At 70.7% G+C, this 18400-nt stretch carries 14 protein-coding genes; 1 reads left to right on the forward strand and 13 read right to left on the reverse strand.

The features are described 5' to 3' along the window. The first annotated feature begins 539 nt into the window (after positions 1–539). Entirely contained in the window at positions 540–3677 is a 3138-nt protein-coding gene (gene ileS / locus QF032_RS11170) for an isoleucine--tRNA ligase (RefSeq protein ID WP_307042000.1), read from the forward strand. 352 nt (positions 3678–4029) lie between these two features. Here ileS and QF032_RS11175 read toward each other — a convergent pair whose 3' ends face one another. The 13 genes from QF032_RS11175 to QF032_RS11235 all read right to left on the reverse strand — a co-directional run bounded on the left by QF032_RS11175 (position 4030) and on the right by QF032_RS11235 (position 18372). Next, a complete protein-coding gene (locus tag QF032_RS11175; RefSeq protein WP_306953128.1) occupies positions 4030–5268 on the reverse strand; it encodes a DivIVA domain-containing protein in 1239 nt (412 codons plus the stop codon). A 52-nt stretch (positions 5269–5320) separates the two neighbouring features. Next, the gene (locus QF032_RS11180; RefSeq protein WP_306953126.1) at positions 5321–5605 is read right to left on the reverse strand and encodes a YggT family protein; all 285 of its coding nucleotides are present in this window, start codon (positions 5603–5605) and stop codon (positions 5321–5323) included. A gap of 73 nt (positions 5606–5678) precedes the next feature. Next, the gene (locus tag QF032_RS11185) at positions 5679–6320 is read right to left on the reverse strand and encodes a cell division protein SepF (protein ID WP_307042005.1); all 642 of its coding nucleotides are present in this window, start codon (positions 6318–6320) and stop codon (positions 5679–5681) included. A gap of 128 nt (positions 6321–6448) precedes the next feature. Continuing rightward, entirely contained in the window at positions 6449–7168 is a 720-nt protein-coding gene (locus QF032_RS11190; RefSeq protein WP_307055924.1) for a YggS family pyridoxal phosphate-dependent enzyme, read from the reverse strand. A gap of 6 nt (positions 7169–7174) precedes the next feature. Continuing rightward, on the reverse strand, positions 7175–7903 hold the full coding sequence (pgeF, locus tag QF032_RS11195) for a peptidoglycan editing factor PgeF (RefSeq protein ID WP_306953122.1): 729 nt from the start codon (positions 7901–7903) through the stop codon (positions 7175–7177). Beyond that, on the reverse strand, positions 7900–9090 hold the full coding sequence (gene ftsZ, locus QF032_RS11200; protein WP_266727418.1) for a cell division protein FtsZ: 1191 nt from the start codon (positions 9088–9090) through the stop codon (positions 7900–7902). Before ftsZ ends, pgeF begins: the two co-directional genes overlap by 4 nt. A gap of 277 nt (positions 9091–9367) precedes the next feature. Beyond that, complete coding sequence (locus tag QF032_RS11205) at positions 9368–10162, reverse strand: cell division protein FtsQ/DivIB (protein WP_307042010.1); 795 nt, start codon at positions 10160–10162, stop codon at positions 9368–9370. Between the two features lie 27 nt (positions 10163–10189). Next, positions 10190–11287: an undecaprenyldiphospho-muramoylpentapeptide beta-N-acetylglucosaminyltransferase gene (gene murG, locus QF032_RS11210; RefSeq protein ID WP_306953119.1), complete on the reverse strand. Its 1098-nt coding sequence runs from the start codon at positions 11285–11287 to the stop codon at positions 10190–10192. A gap of 6 nt (positions 11288–11293) precedes the next feature. Next, entirely contained in the window at positions 11294–12658 is a 1365-nt protein-coding gene (gene ftsW, locus QF032_RS11215; RefSeq protein ID WP_306953117.1) for a putative lipid II flippase FtsW, read from the reverse strand. Positions 12659–12766: 108 nt separating this feature from the next. Further along, complete coding sequence (gene murD, locus QF032_RS11220; RefSeq protein WP_307042012.1) at positions 12767–14185, reverse strand: UDP-N-acetylmuramoyl-L-alanine--D-glutamate ligase; 1419 nt, start codon at positions 14183–14185, stop codon at positions 12767–12769. Continuing rightward, a complete protein-coding gene (gene mraY / locus QF032_RS11225; protein WP_306953115.1) occupies positions 14167–15240 on the reverse strand; it encodes a phospho-N-acetylmuramoyl-pentapeptide-transferase in 1074 nt (357 codons plus the stop codon). Before mraY ends, murD begins: the two co-directional genes overlap by 19 nt. After that, the gene (locus QF032_RS11230; protein ID WP_306953113.1) at positions 15237–16667 is read right to left on the reverse strand and encodes a UDP-N-acetylmuramoyl-tripeptide--D-alanyl-D-alanine ligase; all 1431 of its coding nucleotides are present in this window, start codon (positions 16665–16667) and stop codon (positions 15237–15239) included. The genes mraY and QF032_RS11230 overlap by 4 nt, the downstream gene beginning before the upstream one ends. A 4-nt stretch (positions 16668–16671) precedes the next feature. Then, complete coding sequence (locus QF032_RS11235) at positions 16672–18372, reverse strand: UDP-N-acetylmuramoyl-L-alanyl-D-glutamate--2,6-diaminopimelate ligase (RefSeq protein ID WP_373430319.1); 1701 nt, start codon at positions 18370–18372, stop codon at positions 16672–16674. Positions 18373–18400 lie beyond the last annotated feature (28 nt).

Raw genomic sequence — 18400 nt, forward strand, 5'->3', positions numbered from 1 at the left:
GCCCGCGGCAACGGGGCACACCGCCCGATTCGCCCGCCTCGCGCACGCCACGCGGGGGGCCTGCATCGGTTGTGCCCAGCTCCCCGCCGGGTAATCCGCCGCACCGGGCGTCCCGGCACGCGAACACGCGCGGTGTCGCGCCCGGCGACCATTCGGGGCAACCCGGACCGGTCCGCGTGCCGCGCCCGGAGGCCCCGAAAAGCGGTCGGCCGCCGTCGCCGGGGAGCCGTACACTGGGCGGAGCGAAAAGCGTGGATGGGGACGAGTAGCGGCGTACGCAGCCCAGAGCGACCCGGGGACGGTGGGAGCCCGGGGGCGAGCGCGACGTGAAGATCACCCCGGAGCCGCCGGAAGAAGGCCCCCGCAGGGTCGGTAGAACCGGCATCGCGACCCCAATGAGGGGGCTCGCCGGCGCGCAGGGCGCACCGGAGGGCCAAGGAGGGTGGTACCGCGGGAGCGCGCCGCACACGGCGTCCACAGGCTAGAAGGCTCTCGTCCCTCCGACGGAAGGCAGTACGTCCGCCGGAGGAAGCTCGCAGATGACAACGCCGCAGTACCGTCAGGTGCCCGCCCAGGTCGACCTGCCCGCCCTCGAGCACGCGGTGCTCGAGTTCTGGCGCGAGCGGAAGATCTTCGCCAAGAGCCTGGAGCAGTCCGAGGGCCGCCCCGAGTGGGTGTTCTACGAGGGCCCGCCCACCGCCAACGGCATGCCGGGCGCCCACCACATCGAGGCGCGCGTCTTCAAGGACGTCTTCCCCCGCTTCCGCACCATGCGCGGCTACCACGTGGCCCGCAAGGCCGGCTGGGACTGCCACGGCCTGCCGGTGGAGCTGGCGGTCGAGAAGGAGCTCGGCTTCAGCGGCAAGCAGGACATCGAGGCCTACGGCATCGCCGAGTTCAACGCCAGGTGCCGGGAGTCCGTGCTCCGCCACACCGACGCCTTCTCCGACCTGACGACCCGCATGGGCTACTGGGTCGACCTCGACGACGCCTACGTCACGATGGACCCCGAGTACATCGAGTCGGTCTGGTGGTCGCTGAAGGAGATCTTCAACAAGGGTCTGCTGGTCCAGGACCACCGCGTCGCCCCCTGGTGCCCCCGCTGCGGCACCGGCCTCTCCGACCACGAGCTGGCCCAGGGCTACGAGACGGTCGTCGACCCTTCCGTGTACGTCCGTTTCCCGCTCACCTCCGGTCCGCTCGCCGGCGAGGCCGCCCTCCTGGTGTGGACGACGACCCCCTGGACGCTGGTCTCCAACACGGCCGTGGCCGCGCACCCCGAGGTCGCCTACGTCGTGGCGACCGACGGCGAGGAGAAGGTCGTGGTGGCCGAGCCGCTGCTCGCCAAGGCGCTCGGCGAGGGCTGGGAGACCACCGGCGAGACCTTCACCGGCGCCGAAATGGAGCGCTGGACCTATCAACGTCCGTTCGAGCTGGTGGAGTTCCCGGAGCCCGCCCACTACGTGGTGAACGCCGAGTACGTCACCACCGAGGACGGCACGGGACTGGTCCACCAGTCGCCCGCCTTCGGTGAGGACGACCTCAAGGTCTGCCGCTCCTACGGCCTTCCGGTGGTGAACCCCGTCCGCCCGGACGGCACCTTCGAGGAGTCCGTCCCGATGGTCGGCGGCGTCTTCTTCAAGAAGGCGGACGAACGGCTCACCGAGGACCTCCGGCAGCGCGGCCTCCTCTTCCGGCACATCCCGTACGAGCACAGCTACCCGCACTGCTGGCGCTGCCACACCGCGCTGCTCTACTACGCACAGCCGTCCTGGTACATCCGCACCACGGCCGTCAAGGACCGCCTCCTCCAGGAGAACGAGAACACCAACTGGTTCCCGGACACGGTCAAGCACGGCCGGTACGGGGACTGGCTGAACAACAACATCGACTGGGCGCTGTCCCGCAACCGCTACTGGGGCACCCCGCTGCCGATCTGGCGCTGCGAGGACGACCACCTCACCGTCGTCGGCTCCCGCGCGGAACTCACCGGGCTGACCGGTTCCGACCAGTCCGGGCTGGACCCGCACCGCCCGTTCATCGACGACGTCACCTTCGCGTGCCCCCAGTGCGCGAAGACGGCCACGCGCGTGCCCGAGGTCATCGACGCCTGGTACGACTCCGGTTCGATGCCGTTCGCGCAGTGGGGCTACCCGTACAAGAACAAGGACCTGTTCGAGGCACGCTACCCGGCGCAGTTCATCTCCGAGGCCATCGACCAGACCCGCGGCTGGTTCTACACACTGATGGCGATCGGCACCCTGGTCTTCGACAAGTCGTCGTACGAGAACGTCGTCTGCCTCGGGCACATCCTCGCCGAGGACGGCCGCAAGATGTCCAAGCACCTGGGCAACATCCTGCAGCCGATCCCGCTGATGGACCAGCACGGCGCCGACGCGGTCCGCTGGTTCATGGCGGCCGGCGGCTCCCCCTGGGCGGCCCGCCGGGTGGGCCACGGCACCATCCAGGAGGTCGTCCGCAAGACCCTCCTGACGTACTGGAACACGGTCGCCTTCCAGGCGCTGTACGCCCGTACGTCCGGCTGGGCGCCGAGCGAGGCCGATCCGGCCCCGGCCGACCGCCCGGTCCTGGACAGGTGGCTGCTGTCCGAACTCCACGCCCTCACCGACCAGGTGACGCAGTCGCTGGAGGCCTACGACACCCAGCGCGCCGGCAAGCTCCTCTCGGCGTTCGTCGACGACCTGTCCAACTGGTACGTCCGCCGGTCCCGCCGACGCTTCTGGCAGGGCGACAAGGCGGCGCTGCGCACCCTGCACGAGGTCGTCGAGACGGTCACCAAGCTGATGGCCCCGCTGACCCCGTTCATCACCGAGCGGGTCTGGCAGGACCTGGTCGCCCCCGTCACCCCGGGCGCCCCGGAGTCCGTGCACCTGTCGGCCTGGCCGGAGCCGGACCTCTCGGCGATCGACCCGGAGCTGTCGAAGCAGATGGTCCTCGTCCGCCGCCTGGTGGAGCTGGGCCGCGCCACGCGCGCCGAGTCGGGCGTCAAGACCCGCCAGCCGCTCCGCCGCGCGCTGATCGCGGCCGCCGGGTTCGACGCGCTCTCCCCCGCGCTGCACGCGCAGATCACCGAGGAGCTGAACGTCGAGTCCCTGGCGTCCCTCTCCGAGGTCGGCGGCTCTCTGGTCGACACCACCGCCAAGGCGAACTTCCGCGCCCTGGGCAAGCGGTTCGGCAAGCGTGTCCAGGACGTGGCCAAGGCCGTCGCGAACGCCGACGCGGCCGCGCTCTCCCTCGCCCTGCGCGAGGGCACGGCATCGGTCGAGATCGACGGCGAGACCGTCACCCTGGCCCCCGACGAGGTGATCATCACGGAGACCCCGCGCGAGGGCTGGTCGGTGGCCTCCGACTCCGGCGCCACCGTCGCGCTCGACCTGGAGATCACCGAGGAGCTGCGCCGCGCGGGCCTGGCCCGTGACGCCATCCGTCTGATCCAGGAGGCCCGCAAGAACAGCGGCCTGGACGTCGCCGACCGCATCGCGCTCCGCTGGACGGCGACCGACCCGGGAACCGTCGACGCCCTGGACGGCCACGCCGGCCTGATCGCCGACGAGGTCCTCGCCACGGACTTCGCCCGGGGTGAGGCGGACGACACCTACGGCGCCCCGTTCACGGACGAGGCCCTGACGCTGACGTTCCGCCTGCGCAAGGCGTAACGGCCCGGCTCCACGAGGGCCGACCACCACAAGGGCCCGGCTCCCAACGGCATCCCCCAGGGAACCGGGCCCTTGCCCTTGCCCTGCCCTGTCACCGCCCCACCGGCACCCGCGCGCCCGCACGCCCGCACGCGCCCGCACGCGCCCGCACGGCACCCTGCGGCGGCCCGCGCCGGTCCTCGTGAACGCCCCCCGCCCGGTCTCCGCCGTCCCCGCGTCGGTCGCGTCCGTGCCGCCCCTCCCCCCGACAGCACAGTGATCGCTGTCAACACGCGTAAAAAGGGCGGGCCCCGGATCGAATCCGGGGCCCGCCCTTTGAACGCTGCCGACGCCTAAGGCGTACTACTGGCCGTCAGTTGTCGTCCTCGTCGATGAGGAAGCCACGCATCGGCGAGGGAGCCTGGCCCATCGGGGAGGGACCCTGCGGACGTACCGGAGCCATCGGCTGAGTCATCGCCGGAGACATCTGCTGCTGACCGCCGTAGGACGGGGCAGCCGGGCTCGGCGCGCCCATGCCCGGGTTGCCGCCGTAGGACGGGGCGCTCGCGCCGGCCGGAGCCATGGAGGGCGCCGGGGACGGCGGCAGGGAGGCCGTGGCCGGAGTACGCGGCGGCGCGAGGGAGTCGTCCGCCTGGGTCTCCAGCTGGCGCAGCTGGGACTCGAGGTACGACTTCAGACGCGTGCGGTACTCGCGCTCGAAGCCACGCAGGTCCTCGACCTTGCGCTCCAGCGTGGCGCGGGCGGACTCCAGGGAGCCCATCGCGACGCGGTGCTTCTCCTGCGCGTCCCGCTCCAGGGCGTCCGCCTTGGCACGGGCGTCCCGCTCGAGACCCTCGGCGCGGCTGCGGGCCTCGCCGACGATCTTGTTGGCCTCGGAACGGGCCTCGGCGATCGCCTGGTCGGCGGTCTGCTGGGCCAGCGAGAGGACACGGGCGGCACTGTCGCCACCGGGGCCCTGACCGGGGCCGCCCATCGGACCGCCCATGGGGCCGCCCATCGGACCACCCATCTGCTGCTGCATGGGCTGGCCACCCATCGGGCCCTGACCCATGGGGCCCTGGCCCATCGGACCCTGACCCATGGGGCCGGGACCCATGCCCTGGCCCATCTGGCCGGGACCCTGGGGGCCGCCCTGACCGCCGGGACCGGCGGGCAGCTGCGGGGCACCGCTCGGCAGCTGGGGCGGGCCACCCATGGGGCCACCCATCTGCTGCTGCGGCGGGCCCGATATGCCGGCGGGCACCGGTCCGCCCGGACCTCGCATGCCCTGCTGCGGCATTCCCTGCGGGGGCATCCCCTGCTGCGGCATGCCTTGCTGCTGCATACCGCCCTGCTGCATGCCGCCCTGCTGGGGCATGCCGCCCTGCTGCTGATCCTGTTCCGGAGGTTTGCGCATGTTCTGCTGGTTCTGGGCAGCAGCGCGCGTGGCCGCGGCCAGCTTGGCCCGCAGGTCCTCGTTCTCACGGAGCAGGCGGGTCAGTTCGGCTTCGACCTCATCGAGGAAGGCATCGACCTCGTCCTCGTCATAGCCTTCTCGGAGGCGGACGGTCGTGAACTGCTTGTTCCGCACGTCCTCGGGGGTCAACGGCATCTCTTCACCTCAACGTAGTCGTCGGCATCGGCAAGACGGTAGTTCACATCGCTCACAGCTTGCTCACGATCGAGATCAGGATGTAAACGATGATCATCAGTACGAAGAAGGACAGGTCGAGCGCCACGCCCCCGAGACGCAACGGCGGGATTACCCGCCGCAGAAGCTTGAGCGGTGGATCGGTGACAGTGTAGGTGGCCTCCAGAACGACCACCATCGCCTTGCCGGGCTGCCATGAGCGGGCGAACTGGAAGACGTAGTCCATGACCAGCCGGAAGATGAGCACGATGAGGAACACCATCAGCGCGATGTAGACGACATCCAGGACCACGCTCATGTTCGGTGCTTCCCTCTCCCCTGTTTCCGTGCTGCTCTGTACTGCTTTGTACTGCTTCTACCGGTCTTACGTCTCAGCTCTGGTTGAAGAACCCGCCTTCTGCGATGCGGGCCTTGTCCTCCGCCGTGACATCGACGTTAGCAGGCGACAACAGGAACACCTTCTGCGTCACCCGCTCGATGCTGCCGTGAAGACCAAACACCAAACCGGCCGCAAAGTCGACAAGTCGCTTCGCGTCTGTGTCATCCATCTCAGTCAGATTCATGATCACCGGGGTGCCCTCACGGAAGTGTTCCCCGATGGTACGGGCCTCGTTGTAGGTCCGAGGGTGAAGCGTGGTGATCCGGTACGGCTCTCGTTCCGACACGACCTTGGGCATGATCACCGGTGCGTTCTTCTCCAGGGACTGACGTTCTTGTGTGATGGACGCCACGGGCGCGATGCGCGCCGGACGTCCGGATTCCGCGGGGAGCGAAGAGGATCGCGCCACCGGCTCACGCGGGGCGGGCGGCTGTACGATTCGCACCTCTTCGTCCCTTTGGGACTGATGTGCCCCGTGGGGCTGGTGCGCCGACTCATGTCGCCGGTGGTCCCGCTCGGGCTCCGGGTCGAGCTCGGGTTCGAAGTCGTCGTCGGGGTCGAATCCCCGGCCGTCGTACCCATCGTCCTCCACGAGGCCGAGGTAGACCGCCATCTTGCGCATCGCGCCGGCCATGCTCTGAGTCCTCCGCTCTGTGGTGGATCGACTTCCTACTGCCAAGTCCCTCGATCCACGTGGCCCTTATGGCCGCCTTTCGGCGGTAATGACCATATTTTCTGCTGTGGTCCGACTTCCTGGCGACGTTACCCGAGCCTGGGGCGGACTCCGAGTACCGCAGTGCCGACGCGTACATGTGTCGCTCCGGCCGCCACGGCCTCCTCGAGATCCGCGCTCATCCCCGCGGACACCATGTTCGCAGTCGGATGAGCTCGGCGCAGGTCAGTCGACAAATCCATCAACCGCCCGAAGGCCGCTCGTTGGCGTCCCGCGAACTCCCCGGTCAGGGGGGCGACCGTCATCAGTCCGTCGAGGCGCAGCCCCGGCGAGCCGGCCACCCGGTCGGCCAACTCCGCGACGCCGCCCGGGGCCACGCCGCCCCGTTCGCCCCGCTCGCTCACCCCGGCGTCGAGGGCGACCTGGATGAGGCAGCCCACCTCGCGCCCCGCCCGCACCGCCTCCTTCGACAGCGACGTCACCAGCCTGGCGCGGTCGACGGACTGCACCACATCCGCGTAACCGACCACCGAGCGCGTTTTGTTGGTCTGCAACTGCCCGACGAAGTGCCAGCTGAGCGGCAGGTCGGAGCACTCGGCCGCCTTCGGCGCCGCGTCCTGGTCCTTGTTCTCGGCGACGTGGCGCACGCCGAGCCCGGACAGGATGCGCACGTCGCTCGCCGGGTAGGTCTTGGTGACCACGATCAGGGTCACCTCGTCCCGCCCCCGCCCGGCGGTCGCGCACGCGGCGGCGATGCGCTCCTCCACTTTCGCCAGATTCGCGGCGAGTTCGTCCCTACGGCCCGTCATGTCCCATCAGTCCAGCCAGACATATCCCGCGAGTCGCCCCGTGGTGCGATCGCGGCGGTATGAGAAATGGTCTTTCGACTCCCGTGTGCACACGGGCGACCCCACCCGGTCACGCACGCCGAGCCGGTCGAGCTGTGCGTGCACCCCGGCGGTCACGTCGACGGCGGGAGTGCCCCAGCCGGTCTCGGCGTGCGCCGCCGGTTCGACGGCGGCGACCTCGGCGCGCATCGCCTCCGGCACCTCGTAGCACCGCCCGCACACGGCGGGTCCGGTGCGGGCGACGATCCGGGCGGGGTCGGCGCCGAGCGACGTCATCGCGTCGACCGCGGCGGGCACGATCCCCTTGACCATCCCTGGTCTTCCGGCGTGAGCGGCGGCGACGACGCCCGCGACCGGGTCGGCCAGCAGGACCGGCACGCAGTCCGCGGTCAGCACGGCGAGGGCCAGCCCGCGGGTGGCGGTGACCAGGCCGTCCACCTCGGGGACGGGCCGGGTGGTCCACGGCCCGTCGACCTCGGCGACGTCGGCGCCGTGCACCTGGTTCATCCAGACGACCCGGCCCGGGTCGAGACCGAGCGAGGTTGCGGCGAGCTCACGGTTGGCGAGCACGGCGCCGGATTCGTCGCCGACCGCTCCGCCGAGGTTGAGCTGCTCATACGGAACGGCGCTCACCCCGCCCCACCGGTCGGTGAAGGCGAAGTGCGCGCCGCTCACGCTCTCGCGCTGTCCTATCACTTCAGGAAGTCCGGCACGTCCAGCTCCTCGGCCGCGCTGTCCGAGTAGGTCCGCGACGGCGGCACCGGCGGGGACGACGGGAGGTCGGCCACCGGCTCGGGCGCCGGCTCCGGCTCCTCCTTCGGGGTCACGCTGCCGAGCGAGCCGAAGGACGGGCGGCTCTCGGGCTGCCGTACCGGAGTGGGCTCGTCGCGCCGGGCCGAGGACGACCCCATGACGGTCTCCCGGCGGGCCGGCGGCTGTCCGCCGTCGAAGCCGGCCGCGATCACGGTGACCCTGACCTCGTCGCCGAGGGCGTCGTCGATGACCGCGCCGAAGATGATGTTGGCCTCGGGGTGGGCGGCCTCGCTGACCAGCTGGGCGGCCTCGTTGATCTCGAACAGACCGAGGTCGGAGCCGCCGGAGATGGAGAGCAGGACGCCCCGGGCGCCGTCGATGGAGGCCTCCAGAAGCGGCGAGGAGATCGCCATCTCGGCGGCGGCCACCGCGCGGTCGTCGCCGCGGGCCGAGCCGATGCCCATGAGGGCCGAACCGGCCTCGGACATGACCGACTTCACGTCGGCGAAGTCGAGGTTGATCAGACCGGGGGTGGTGATCAGGTCGGTGATGCCCTGAACGCCGGAGAGCAGGACCTGGTCGGCCGACTTGAAGGCGTCGAGGACCGAGACCTGGCGGTCCGAGATGGACAGCAGCCGGTCGTTGGGGATGACGATGAGGGTGTCGACCTCTTCGCGGAGTTCGGCGATGCCGTCCTCGGCCTGGTTGGCGCGGCGCCGGCCCTCGAAGGTGAACGGGCGGGTGACCACGCCGATGGTGAGGGCGCCCAGGGAACGGGCGATGTTGGCCACGACCGGCGCGCCGCCGGTACCGGTGCCGCCGCCCTCTCCGGCCGTCACGAAGACCATGTCGGCCCCCTTGAGGACCTCCTCGATCTCCTCGCGGTGGTCCTCGGCGGCCTTGCGGCCCACGGCCGGGTTGGCGCCGGCGCCGAGTCCGCGGGTCAGTTCGCGGCCGACGTCGAGTTTGACGTCGGCGTCGCTCATCAACAGCGCCTGCGCGTCCGTGTTGATGGCGATGAACTCGACGCCCTTGAGACCGACCTCGATCATCCGGTTGATGGCATTGACACCACCGCCGCCGACACCGATGACTTTGATGACTGCGAGGTAGTTCTGCGGTGCTGCCACGTCGAAGGCCTCTCGCCTCGAGTTACGTGTCGTCGCGTCACAGGTGATGCGATCCGACGACTGATGCCGAATGGGACGGTCCGTTTCGCCGACCCGAACCCTAACGCTGAAGTTTAGGGTTACCAGTGTGTCCGTTCCTTGAAGTCTTCTGAACAGGACACTAAGTCGACAAGTGGCGCCCGTTCAACGAACACGCCGAACCTCCCGTTTTTCTTTTCACCCTATGTGATCAGCCATGTCGCTGCCCAACCAGGGTGCTGGCCTGCGCGGATGTGCGTCAACTCCCCGATGACGCAGGGGCGGTGGGAGCGCTGACGTCGAAGTGCCGCGCGGCCGGGGCGGCTTTCATGAGAGCGGTGAGTGCGCGGCCCTTGGCGGCGCCGTTCTCGGCGCTGCCCCAGGCCACCGTGCGGCCGTCGGTCAGCCGCAGTGCGATGTCGTCGTAGGAGCGGACCTTGACCAGCCGTGTCTCGCGGGCGACGGCGGGCGGCAGCGAGCCGGCCGCCCGGACCGCCTCCCGCGTCAGCCGGGTCTCTCCGAATCGGCGCAGACTCGCCGCCGCCGATCGCGAGGAGGAGGCCGACATCTCCAGCAACGGGATGCCTTTCGGGGCCTCGGAAACCGTGGCGAAACGGACGCCCTCGTCGTCCACTTCCACGAAGCTCGCCCCTTTTCGGACCAGGAGAACCGGCGTTCGCTCGACCACTTTCACACTGATTCCGTGCGGCCAGGAACGGACCGTCTCAACCGAGTCGATCCGGGGCAATTCCTTGCGGAGTCTCGCCTCGACCGCGTCGGTGTCGACCGAGACGAGCGGCGTTCCGACGGTCACGGCGGCGACCTCGCTCACCTGTTGCGGGGTCAGTACGGCGGTGCCGGTGACGGTGACCTCCCTCACCCGCAGCCACTGCGAGCCGTACAACACCCAGACGGCGCCCGCACCGAGGAGGGAGACGGCCAGCACGAGAGTGATGATCATACGAAGCCGGCGTGGCCCCAACCGCCGGACAAGGGGCGGACCGGACGACTCCTGCTGGCGTGCACCGCGCTCGGCGGTGGCGGATCCGGCCACGCTCCCCTGCCCTTTCGTCCATCGTGCCTATCGGTGTGCACGGGAGGCGGCGATCGCCTCGTACACCATGCCGACGAGCAGTTCGTCGGCGTCCCGGCGGCCGAACTCGCTGGCGGCCCGGGACATCTCGTACAGCCGGTGCGGATCGGCGAGCACGGGCAGGACCGTCTCCCGCACCCACTCGGGGGTCAGTTCCGCGTCGTCGACCAGCAGACCGCCGCCCGCCTTCACCAGCGGCTGGGCGTTCAGCCGCTGTTCGCCGTTGCCGATGGGCAGCGGGACGTAGGCGGCCGGGAGCCCGACGGCGGAGAGCTCGGCGACGGTCATCGCGCCCGCCCGGCAGAGCATCATGTCGGCGGCGGCGTACGCGAGATCCATCCGGTCCACGTACGGTACCGGGATGTACGGGGGCATCCCCGGCATCTGCTGCACCTGCGGCAGTTCGTTCTTCGGGCCGACCGCGTGCAGGATCTGGATGCCGGCCTGCTGCAGCCAGGGCGCGACCTGCTGGACCACCTCGTTCAGGCGGCGGGCGCCCTGCGAGCCGCCGGAGACCAGCAGGGTCGGCAGGTTGGGGTCGAGGCCGAACATGTGCCGGGCCTCGGGACGGGCGGCGGCGCGGTCCAGCGTGGCGATGGAGCGGCGCAGCGGGATGCCGATGTAGCGGGCGTCGCGCAGCTTGCTGTCGGGCGTGGAGACGGCCACCCGGGCCGCGTAGCGCGAGCCGATCTTGTTGGCCAGGCCGGGGCGGGCGTTGGCCTCGTGGACGATGATCGGCACACCGAGGCGCTTGGCCGCGAGGTAGCCGGGCAGGGCCACGTAACCGCCGAAGCCGACGACGGCGTCCGCCCGGGTGCGCTCCAGGATCTGCTCGGCCGCCTTGATCGTGCCGCGCAGCCGGCCCGGGACGGTGATCAGTTCGGGGGTGGGCTTGCGCGGCAGCGGCACGGCGGGGATCAGCGCGAGCTCGTAGCCCCGCTGCGGAACGAGCGTGGTCTCCAGGCCGCGCTCCGTGCCCAGGGCCGTGATCCCCACACCGGGGTCCTGCCTGCGGAGGGCGTCCGCGAGGGCGAGCGCGGGCTCGATGTGGCCGGCGGTCCCCCCACCAGCGAGTACGACATGCACCGAAATTCACCGCTCTCCGGACGGGCGCGCCGCCGAGGCACGCCGTCGCATCGTGTTCCATCTCCGGGGACTCCGTGCGAACGCGGAGCCCCCCGCCCCCCGCTTTCTACCAAAGCGGCGGGGCCGCATCGCAAGCGCCGCCCGCGCAGCGGGCTCGTCGCGTGCGAAGGCGATCAGCAGCCCGATGGCGAACATGGTCGGCAGCAGGGCGGAGCCCCCGTAGGAGAACAGCGGGAGGGGCACGCCGGCGATCGGCAGCAGACCGAGCACCGCACCGATGTTGATCACTGCCTGAGCGGTGATCCAGGTGGTCACGCCTCCCGCGGCATACCTCACGAAGGGGTCCTCCGTGCGTCCGGCCACGCGGATACCCGCATAGCCTAGAGCCGCGAACAGGGCGAGCACCGACAGCGTCCCCGCGAGACCGAGTTCCTCTCCGGTGACAGCGAAGATGAAGTCGGTGTGCGCTTCGGGGAGTTGTCCCCATTTCTCCACACTCGCCCCGAGCCCCGAGCCGAAGATCCCGCCGGAGGCCAGGGCGTAGATGCCGTGCACGGCCTGCCAGCAGGCGTCGCCGGGGCCGGGATCGGTCGCGCCGATGCACTGCAGCCGGGCCATGCGGTTGGGGCTGGTCCTGATGAGGATCACGCCGAGCGTGGCGGCGATCGACAGCACGCCGACGAACAGCCGTGTGGGCGCACCCGCCAGCCACAACAGGCCGAAGAGGATCGCCGTGAGGATGATCGCCGTGCCCATGTCGCCGCCCAGCATGATCAGCCCGAGCAGCATGAAGGCGACCGGCACGAGCGGCACCAGCATGTGCTTCCACTGGCTGAGCAGCCTCTTGTCCTGTTTGCGCGCGAGCAGGTCGGCGCCCCACAGCACGAGCGCGAGTTTGCCGAACTCGCTGGGCTGGATCTGGAAGGAGCCGCCCAGCGAGATCCAGTTCTGGTTGCCGTTGACCGACATCCCTATCCCGGGGACCTGCACCAGCGCCATCATGAAGACGGCACCCGCGAGGATCGGGTAGGCGAGGGCGCGGTGCAGCTTCACCGGCATGCGGGACGCGACCAGCAGCAGCACGGCCCCGATGGAGGCGGCCAGGAACTGCTTGCGGAAGAAGAACGAACCGGGCAGCGACATCTGCAGCGCGGTGATCTGGGAGGCCGAGTAGACCATCACGAGGCCCAGCACGGTGATCAGCAGGCTGCCGCCGAAGATCAGGTAGTAGGCCGTGAGCGGCCGGTCCCAGGCCTTCTGCACGCGCGCGTGGAGCCGCCGTACGGGGTTGTCGCGGCGCGGCCGGGAGGCGCCGGCCGGTCTGCGGACGGTTCGCTGGACGGGCGGCCGCCCGGTACGGCTACCGGCCATCTGCCGCTCCGCTGTACGCGGCGCAGCCGCTGCGCTCGGCTGCTGCGCCGTACGTCGGCCGTGACGGTCCCACGCGTCCCTCCCAAGGTCGCCCGGCAGGCGGCCGGGTCAGGTTCCGAGTTCGCGGACGGCCTGAGCGAACGCGTCACCGCGCTGGTTGTAGTTGACGAACATGTCCATGGAGGCGCAGGCGGGGGCGAGGAGCACCGTGTCGCCCCCGGCGGCGAGCCGCCGGGCCTCCTGGACGGCTGCGGACATCGCCCCAGTGTCGGTCCGGCCGAGGTCGACGACGGGTACTTCCGGGGCGTGTCGCGCCAGGGCTTCCCGGATCAGGGCGCGGTCGGCGCCGATGAGCACCACGCCGCGAAGCCGCTCGGCCGACCCGGCCACCAGCTCGTCGAAGGTCGCGCCCTTGGCCAGTCCGCCGGCGATCCACACGATCTTCTCGTAGGCCGCCAACGAGGCCTGCGCCGCGTGGGTGTTGGTCGCCTTGGAGTCGTCGACGTACGCGACGCCGTCCACGTCGGCCACGTGGGCGATGCGGTGGGCGTCGGGCGTGAAGGCCCGCAGGCCGTCCCGTACGGCCTTGGGGGGCACCCCGAAGGCCCGGGCGAGGGCCGCCGCGGCAAGGGCGTTGGCGATGTTGTGCGGGGCCGGCGGATCGACGTCGGAGACCTCGGCGAGCTCCTGGGCGTTCTTCTGCCGGTCCTCTACGAAGGCCCGGTCGACCAGGATGCCGTCCACCACGCCGAGTTGGGAGGGGGCGGGGGCGCCGAGGGTGAAGCCGATCGCCCGGCAGCCCTCCTCGACGTCGGCCTCGCGCACCAGGTCCTCGGTGGCCTTGTCGGCGACGTTGTAGACGCAGGCGACCTGGTTGCCCTCGTAGACGCGCCCCTTGTCCCTGGCGTACGCCTCCATGGAGCCGTGCCAGTCGAGGTGGTCGGGGGCGAGGTTGAGGACGGCGGCGGAGTGCGCGCGCAGGGACGGCGCCCAGTGCAGCTGGTAGCTGGACAGCTCGACGGCGAGGACGTCGTAGCGCTCGTCGCCGAGGACCGCGTCCAGCAGGGAGACACCGATGTTGCCGACGGCCGCCGTACGCAGGCCGGCCGCCTCCAGGATGGACGCGAGCATCCGGGTGGTGGTCGTCTTGCCGTTGGTGCCCGTCACGCACAGCCAGGGCGCCGCGTCCGGGCCCCTGAGCCGCCAGGCGAGTTCGACGTCGCCCCAGACCGGTACGCCGGCCCGGCGGGCCGCCGTGAACAGCGGCTTGTCGGGCTTCCAGCCGGGTGCGGTGACGACGAGTTCGGCGCCCTCGGGCAGGGTCGCCCCGTCACCGAGGCGCACGGTGACGCCCAGCGCCTCCAGCTCGGCGGCCTGTTCACGCGCGCGTGCGTCGTCGCCGTCGTTGACGACGGTGACCTTCGCGCCGAGCCCGTGCAGCACCTTGGCCGCCGGGAGGCCGGAGACGCCGAGCCCGGCGACGGTGACGTTCTTCCCCTGCCAGTCGGTCACTTCTCTGCTGCCCATCCCGCGTAGAAGATGCCCAGTCCGACGATCACACAGATGCCCTGGATGATCCAGAAACGGACCACCACGAGGACTTCGGACCAGCCCTTGAGTTCGAAGTGGTGCTGCAGCGGCGCCATCCGGAAGACGCGCTTGCCGGTGAGCTTGAACGAGCCGACCTGGATGACCACCGACATGGTGATGAGGACGAACAGACCACCCATGATGGCCACCAGCAGCTCCGTGCGGGAGCAGATGGCGAGGCCCGTGAGGACGCCGCCGAGCGCCAGCGAACCGGTGTCGCCCATGAAGATCTTGGCCGGCGAGGTGTTCCACCACAGGAAGCCCAGGCAGGCGCCCATCAGCGCCGCGGAGATGACCGCGAGATCCAGCGGATCGCGCACCTCGTAGCAGGCGTTGGGGTTGGTCAGGGTCTCGCCGTTGGCGCAGGACTCCTGGAACTGCCAGACGCCGATGAAGGTGTAGGCGCCGAAGACGAGCACGGAGGCGCCGGTGGCCAGGCCGTCCAGACCGTCCGTCAGGTTCACGCCGTTGGACATCGCGAGGATCATGAACAGCGCCCAGACGACGAACAGCACGGGGCCGATCGTCCAGCCGAAGTCCGTGATGAAGGACAGCTTCGTGGAGGCCGGGGTGTTGCCGCGGGCGTCGGAGAACTGCAGCGACAGCACCGCGAAGGCGATGCCGACGATGAGCTGGCCGGCCATCTTCGCCTTGGCCCGCAGACCCAGCGAACGCCGCTTGACGATCTTGATGTAGTCGTCGAGGAAGCCGACCAGGCCCATGCCGCACATCAGGCCCAGCACCAGCAGACCGGTGTAACTCGGCGGGTTGCCCGTGATCAGCTTGGACAGGAAGTACGCGGCGACCGTCGCGAAGATGAACGCGATGCCGCCCATGGTCGGCGTGCCGCGCTTGCTGGCGTGCTCGCGCGGGCCGTCGTCGCGGATGTACTGGCCGTAGCCCTTGCGCGCCAGCAGTTTGATCAGCAGCGGCGTGCCGATCAGCGTCAGAAAGAGACCGATGACGCCCGCGAAGAGGATCTGATTCATCATCGGGTGACGACCTCACCCTCGGCGCCGGTCGCGAGCAGCGCCTGCGCGACGGTCTCGAGACCGACCGAACGGGACGCCTTCACGAGTACGACGTCCCCCGGGCGCAACTCGCTGCGCAACAGGTCGACAGCCGCCTGTGCGTCGGACACGTGCACCGACTCCTCACCCCACGAACCCTCGTTGTATGCGCCCAGTTGCAGCCAGGCGGCTTCCCTGCCCCCGACCGCGACGAGCTTGCCGACATTGAGCCGGACGGCGAGCCGTCCGACCGCGTCGTGCTCGGCGAGCGCCTCGTCCCCGAGCTCGGCCATCTTGCCGAGCACCGCCCAGGTCCGGCCCCCCTTCGCCCGTGAGGCTTCGCCCATGGCTGCCAGTGCACGCAGGGCAGCTCGCATGGACTCAGGGTTCGCGTTGTAGGCGTCGTTGACGATCGTCACGCCGTCCGGGCGCTCGGTGACCTCCATACGCCAGCGGGAGAGGGAGCCCGCCTCGGAGAGCGCGGTGGCGATCTCTTCCGCGGACATGCCCAGCTCATGGGCGACGGCGGCCGCGGCGAGCGCGTTCGACACGTGATGCTCACCGTACAGGCGCATGGTCACATCGCTGCACCCGGAGGGTGTGTGAAGGCGGAAGGCGGGCTGCCCGGTGTCCGTGAGTCGCACGTTCTCGGCCCGAACGTCCGCTTCGCCGGACTCTCCGAAAAAGACCGTCTTCGCCGTCGTACGGGAGGCCATGGCCCGGACCAACGGGTCGTCGGCGTTGAGGATCGCGACGCCGCCGTCGGCCGCCGGGGGCAGCGACTCGACCAGCTCGCCCTTTGCCTGTGCGATCTGTTCGCGGCCGCCGAACTCGCCGATGTGGGCGGTGCCGACGTTGAGGACGAGGCCGATCTTCGGGGGCGTCAGATCGGCGAGGTAGCGGATGTGGCCGATTCCGCGGGCCCCCATCTCCAGCACGAGGAAACGGGTTTCCGCGGTGGCCGACAGGGCGGTCAGCGGCAGTCCGATCTCGTTGTTGAGCGAACCGGGCGTGAACACGGTCGGCGCCTTGCGCCGGAGCACCTGCGCGATCAGGTCCTTGGTGCTGGTCTTGCCGGCCGAGCCGGTGAGGGCGACGAGAGTGGCGCCGAGCCGGTGCACGACGTGCCGGGCGAGGGCGCCCAGCGCCGTCTGGACGTCGTCGACGACGATGGCGGGCACGCCGACCGGCCGGGAGGCCAGCACGGCCGCCGCGCCCGCCTCGACGACCGCGGCCGCGTAGTCGTGGCCGTCCACCCGTTCGCCGACGAAGGCGACGAAGAGGCTGCCGGGCGCCACCTCGCGGGAGTCCCGGACGACCGGTCCGGTGACTTCCACGGACGGATCCGGTATGTCGTGCGTCTGCCCGCCGACGACTGCTGCGATCTCGGCGAGGGAGAGGGCGATCACAAGTTCATCCCTGGGTCTGCTGGATAGCTTCGCGAAGCACCTGGCGGTCGTCGAACGGACGGACCACCCCGGCGATGTCCTGGCCCTGCTCGTGGCCCTTGCCCGCGACCAGCACGGTGTCCCCGGCGTGCGCGCGGGCCACGACCGCGGCGATCGCGGCGGCCCGGTCCTCGAACAGCTGCACGTCGCCGCGCTCATGGGCCGGCACCGACGCCGCGCCCTGGAGCATCGTCGCGAGGATCGCGAGCGGGTCTTCGGAGCGCGGGTTGTCGGAGGTCAGTACGGCGGTGTCGGCAAGCCGGGCGACGGCTGCGCCCATCGGGGCGCGCTTGGTGCGGTCCCGGTCGCCGCCGCAGCCGAGAACCACGTGCAGCCGGCCCTTGGTGACCTTGCGCAGCGCCCTGAGCACCGACTCGACGGCGTCGGTCTTGTGGGCGTAGTCGACGACCGCGAGGTAGGGCTGCCCGGCGTCCACCCGCTCGAGGCGGCCCGGCACGCCCGGCACGGCCGCGACGCCGTCGGCGGCGGTCCGCGGGTCGATGCCGGCGACGGAGAGGGAGACGATCGCGGCGAGGGTGTTCGCCACGTTGAAGCTGCCCGGCAGCGGCGACCTGGCGGCGACCCGCACCCCGTCCGGCCCCAGGACGGTGAACGTCGAGTCCATCGGGCCGGTCTCGACGTCCACCGCGCGCCAGTCGGCGTCCGGGTCGCCCTCGGCGGAGAAGGTGACGACCGGCACCTCCGCCTCCTGGACCAGCCGGCGGCCGTACTCGTCGTCGAGGTTGACCACGCCGAGTTTGCTGCGTTTCCGTGTGAACAGCTGCGCCTTGGCGCGGAAGTAGTCCTCCATGCCCGAGTGGAACTCCATGTGCTCCGGGCTGAGGTTGTTGAAGACGGCGATGTCGAAGACGCAGCCGTCGACCCGGCCGAGGACCAGGGCGTGGCTGGAGACCTCCATCGCGACCGCCTCGACGCCGCGCTCGCGCATGACGGCGAACAGGGCCTGGAGGTCGGTGGCTTCCGGGGTGGTGCGCTCGGACTTGATGCGCTCGTCGCCGATGCGCATCTCGACGGTGCCGATCAGGCCGGTGGACCTGACCGGCTTCAGGCCGCCCTCGACGAGGTACGCGGTGGTGGTCTTGCCGGAGGTGCCGGTGATGCCGATCTGGAGCAGGCCGCGGCCGGGGCGGCCGTAGATGGTGGCCGCCAGTTCGCCCATGGCCCCGCGCGGGTCGTCGACCACCAGGACCGGCAGACCGGTCACGGCGGCGCGGTCGGCGCCGGCGGGGTCGGTCAGGACGGCGACCGCGCCCAGGCCCGCGGCCTGGGTGACGAAGTCGGCGCCGTGCAGGCGGGCGCCGGGCAGCGCGGCGTACAGGTCGCCGGGGCGGACCGCGCGCGAGTCATGGGTGATGCCCGTGACCTCGGTGGCGGTGCCGCCCGGCTGTGCGGCGCCCAGCTGATCGGCGAGTTCCGCGAGGGGTGTGGCGGAGACCTGCGCCGGTCGCGGCGGTCCCGGATATGTCACGGAAGCGCCCTTCTGGGTGGTTTGGGACTGATCAGCGTGTGGCACGGCGGTGAGCGTACCGGGCGTACCCGCCTGCGGGCGAAGCGAGGGCGCTGCCGTCGGCGGACTCGCGGGCGGCCCGGCGGGGGCTGCCGTGGGCGGTGCGGGAGTCCCGGGGTCGGGAGTGATCATGGTCACGGGCTGGTTCCTGGCTTGCTCGGCGCTG

Source organism: Streptomyces achromogenes (genome assembly GCF_030816715.1).
Lineage (GTDB): Bacteria > Actinomycetota > Actinomycetes > Streptomycetales > Streptomycetaceae > Streptomyces > Streptomyces achromogenes_A.

Coding starts and splice junctions, on each gene's coding strand:
- QF032_RS11190 (WP_307055924.1), bottom strand. CDS start 7,168: ATGACGGGCCGTAGGGACGAACTCGCCGCGAATCTGGCGAAAGTGGAG.
- murD (WP_307042012.1), bottom strand. CDS start 14,185: ATGGGCAGCAGAGAAGTGACCGACTGGCAGGGGAAGAACGTCACCGTC.
- QF032_RS11175 (WP_306953128.1), bottom strand. CDS start 5,268: ATGCCGTTGACCCCCGAGGACGTGCGGAACAAGCAGTTCACGACCGTC.
- QF032_RS11180 (WP_306953126.1), bottom strand. CDS start 5,605: ATGAGCGTGGTCCTGGATGTCGTCTACATCGCGCTGATGGTGTTCCTC.
- ileS (WP_307042000.1), top strand. CDS start 540: ATGACAACGCCGCAGTACCGTCAGGTGCCCGCCCAGGTCGACCTGCCC.
- ftsW (WP_306953117.1), bottom strand. CDS start 12,658: ATGGCCGGTAGCCGTACCGGGCGGCCGCCCGTCCAGCGAACCGTCCGC.
- mraY (WP_306953115.1), bottom strand. CDS start 15,240: ATGATGAATCAGATCCTCTTCGCGGGCGTCATCGGTCTCTTTCTGACG.
- QF032_RS11185 (WP_307042005.1), bottom strand. CDS start 6,320: ATGGCCGGCGCGATGCGCAAGATGGCGGTCTACCTCGGCCTCGTGGAG.